Source organism: Sphingomonas sp., assembly GCF_019242355.1.
Lineage (GTDB): Bacteria > Pseudomonadota > Alphaproteobacteria > Sphingomonadales > Sphingomonadaceae > Sphingomicrobium.
This window is the reverse complement of the sequence record NZ_JAFAVR010000230.1, coordinates 1-3,765: the sequence shown is the minus strand read 5'-3', so window position 1 is coordinate 3,765 and position 3,765 is coordinate 1. Positions and strand designations below refer to the sequence as shown.

Sequence of the window (3,765 nt, the reverse complement as noted above, 5' to 3'; positions counted from 1 at the left end):
GGACGGCTTGCTCCGTCGTTTCCGGAGACCAGGAGTCCAGAGCGCTTAGTTCGTCGTGCGCCGAGCGGAGCAAGGCGCGAGCCTCAGGCGTGAGGAGCGCGCTGGCGGCCTCGTCCGGCGCCAGCGGCCGCTCCGCGAACAGGAATCCCGCGCCGTCGGCAAGCTGGTCGAGCGTATGCGCCCGCGCCTTGAGCTCGGGCATGGCCCGTTGTAGCAGTGCTTTCCCGTCGCCATCCAGCCCGAGCCTAACCGCAACCAGGTCCGTCAATCGCTTGTCGTCGGCTTCCCGGATATAATGTCCGTTCAGGTTCTCGAGCTTCTTGAAGTCAAAACGCGACGGCGACTTGCCGACATGGGCGAGGTCGAACCACTCGATCGCCTGCTCGCGCGAGATGATCTCGTCGTCGCCATGCCCCCAGCCGAGCCGCAGCAGGTAGTTCACGACCGCCTCCGGCAATAGCCCGAGCTCGTCGCGATAGGCATCCACGCCGAGCGCTCCATGTCGCTTCGACAGCTTGGCGCCGTCCGGCCCATGAATCAGCGGCACGTGCGCATAGACAGGCTCCGGCCAGCCCATCGCGCGGATGATCGCCAGCTGCCGGAACGCGTTGTTGAGATGATCGTCGCCCCGGATCACATGAGTGATGCCCATGTCGTGATCGTCGACGACTACGGCCAGCATGTAGGTCGGGCTGCCGTCGGAGCGCAGCAGGATGAAGTCGTCGAGCTCGGCATTCTGGACGGTAACCCGGCCTTGGACCTTGTCGTCGATGACGGTCTCACCCTGGCGCGGCGCCTTCAGCCGGATGACGAATGGCTTGTCCTCAGGCAAATCCGCAGCATCCCGCCACGGGCTGTTGATTCGAAACGGTTTCCGCTCCCGCTGCGCCGCTTCGCGCTGGGCGGCAAGCTCCTCCTGCGTCATGTAGCAGCGGTAGGCCGCGCCGCGCTCGACCAGCTTGTGGGCGATCTCGGCGTGTCGGGACCAGAATTGCGATTGATAATATTCGTGCCCGTCCCAATCGAGGCCGAGCCAGTTCATTCCGTCCAGGATCGCGGAGATCGCTTCCTTGGTCGACCGCGCCTTGTCGGTATCTTCAATGCGCAGCAGAAATTTGCCGCCGTGATGGCGGGCGAAGAGCCAGTTGAACAGCGCCGTTCGCGCACCGCCGATATGCAAGAAGCCTGTCGGAGACGGGGCAAAACGGGTCACGACCGGTCTTTCGGCCTGTGGCTCGTCACTTGCGCGCGCCTGTGTTTTGTCGCTTGCGCTCAAGCGCACTTTCCTCTTCTTGTCATGCTGCAATGCAATGGATGAGCGCCCCTAACATAGCGGGTGCGCCTCTTCCACAGCGGGCTCGGGGCTTTTGGAAGGCGCGTTTGAGCGCATGGAATGAGCGGCTGGAGAAGCTGCTCGAGGCGGAGCGTGCCCAGCTTCCGCCGTGGCTGGTCGTCGGCCTTGGCACGGGCATCGCCGCCTGGTTCGCGCTCGGTGTTCGTGAGGAGTGGGCGGCAGTCATCTGCCTCGGTGCCGCGCTGTTTGTTACCGGCTTGGTGACCGGCGGGGGCCGGGCAGGGCGCGCGCTTGGACTGTTCGGACTGGCGATGGCGCTCGGTTGCGGCCTCGTCTGGGCGCGCGCCGACTGGGTCGCCGCGCCGCGCATGGCAAAGCCCGCGGTCGTCTCGCTCGCCGGACGCGTTGAACTGGTCGAGCGGCTCGTTGCCCGCGGCACCGTGCGCCTTACCTTGATTACCTCCGACCCGGCGCTTCCGCACCGCGTCCGAGTCTCGATCGATGCCGGCAAGGCGCCCGCGGACCTTGCCGCCGGAAGCGAAGTCCAGGTCCGCGCCCGCCTCGCGCCGCCACCGCCAATGGCACTCCCGGGAAGCTACGACTTCGCGCGCGACGCCTGGTTCTGGCAGATCGGAGCGGTCGGGAAGGCGCTCGGCCCCGTCACTGTCGTGAATGCGCGCGCTCCGACCGGGCTCGACCTCGTCCGTCAGCGCCTCGGCGATCACGTCCGCACCAGCCTGCCCTCCGACCAGGCCGGGATTGCCATCGCCCTCGTCACCGGCGACCAGAACAGCGTCAGCGAATCCGACGCGACGGCAATGCGCAGCAGCGGCCTGACCCATCTGCTGTCGGTCAGCGGCCTCCACATCGCTGCAGTCGTCGCTGCGGCCATGTTCCTCAGCCTCAAGCTGCTTGCGATGAGCGAGCGCCTCGCGCTTCGCTTCAACCTCGTACTGGTATCCGCGGGCGTCGCCGCGGCCGCCGGCATCGGCTACACGCTGCTGACAGGCGCGCAGGTGCCGACGGTGCGCAGCTGCGTCGCCGCGCTCCTCATCCTTCTCGGGATTGCGCTGGGGCGTGACGCGATCAACCTGCGCCTGGTCGCCGCCGGTGCACTTGTCGTACTCCTCTTCCGCCCCGAGGCGCTCGCCGGCCCAAGCTTCCAGATGAGCTTCGGCTCGGTCACCGCCATCATCGCGCTTCATTCGACCGGCTGGGCCAGGCGCCTGTTCGAGCGCCGGGAAGAAGGCCCGATCCACAGGCTCCTGCGCACGATCGCCGCGATCGTCCTCACCGGCCTCGCGGTCGAATTCGCGCTGATGCCGATGGCCCTGTTCCATTTCCAGCGTTCCGGCCTCTACGGCGTCGGCGCGAACATCATTGCCATTCCACTGACGACCTTCGCGATCATGCCGCTCGAGGCGGGGGCGCTGCTGCTCGACGTGTTCGGACTTGGCCGACCCCTGTGGTGGCTGACCGGACTGTCGCTGAAGGTGCTCCTGACGCTTGCCCGCTCGGTCGCGGCACTTCCGGGGGCGGTCGCCATGCTTCCCTCGATGCCGCCCTGGGCATTCGGCCTGATGATCCTCGGCTTTCTTTGGCTATGCCTTTGGACGACTCGGCTTCGCCTGCTCGGGCTGGTCCCCTTCGCAATGGGTGCGATCGGCGCATGGGGGGCGCCCTCGCCAGACGTGCTGGTGACCGGCGATGGCAAGCATCTGGTCGTCGTCGAAGACGGCCGGCCGTTGCTTCTGCGTGACGCCGCCGGTGATTACGTCCGCCAGCTTTTCGCGCAGGCCTCGGGTTTCGACGGCGACCCGGCCAACCTCGGCTCGACTCCGTCCACCGCGTGCACGCGCGACAGCTGCACGGCGCTGATCAGAAAGGGCACGAGCGAGTGGCGCCTGCTTGCGACCCGGTCCTCGACCCGGATGGACTGGCAGGCGCTGACCGGAGCCTGCGCAGGCGCCGACATCGTGGTTTCCGACCGGCGCCTGCCGCGGGGCTGTGGCACGCGCTGGCTAAGACTGGATAAGACCGCGCTAGGCGCGACCGGAGGCATCGCGATTTATCTCGGCCGCCATCCACGCGTCGACACGGTCGCCGAACGGATCGAGGGTCATCCCTGGCACTACTGACGGCGACCTTCGAATGACGTATGGAGGACGCCTCCAGCAAGGAGGTGATCATGCCGCAATATGTGATCGAGCGTGACATGCCCGGAGTCGGCTCGCTTGGGGCAAGCGATCTCAAGGGCGCATCGCAGACGAGCTGCTCGGTGCTCCGCGAGCTCGGGCCCGACATCCAGTGGGTCCATTCCTACGTCACGGACGACAAGATCTATTGCATCTATCGTGCACCGAACGAACAGATCATTCGCGACCATGCGGAAAAGGGCGGCTTCCCAGCCAACAGGATTTCGCAGGTGCGCAGCGTCATCGACCCGACCACCGCCGAATAAGCTAGGCCGC

General features: G+C 66.5%; 3 protein-coding genes. 2 read left to right on the top strand and 1 reads right to left on the bottom strand.

The features are described from left to right. The coding region (gltX, locus tag JOZ79_RS11360) for a glutamate--tRNA ligase (RefSeq protein WP_294074199.1) at positions 1-1,213 on the bottom strand (1,213 nt) is incomplete at its 3' end. A gap of 167 nt (positions 1,214-1,380) precedes the next feature. On the opposite strand from gltX, the gene JOZ79_RS11355 reads away from it, so the two are divergent. Together JOZ79_RS11355 and JOZ79_RS11350 are read left to right on the top strand one after the other, a co-directional pair. Then, positions 1,381-3,432, top strand: a complete 2,052-nt coding sequence (locus JOZ79_RS11355) for a ComEC/Rec2 family competence protein (protein WP_294074197.1) — start codon at positions 1,381-1,383, stop codon at positions 3,430-3,432. A gap of 20 nt (positions 3,433-3,452) precedes the next feature. Then, the gene (locus JOZ79_RS11350) at positions 3,453-3,755 is read left to right on the top strand and encodes a DUF4242 domain-containing protein (protein ID WP_294074195.1); all 303 of its coding nucleotides are present in this window, start codon (positions 3,453-3,455) and stop codon (positions 3,753-3,755) included. Positions 3,756-3,765 lie beyond the last annotated feature (10 nt).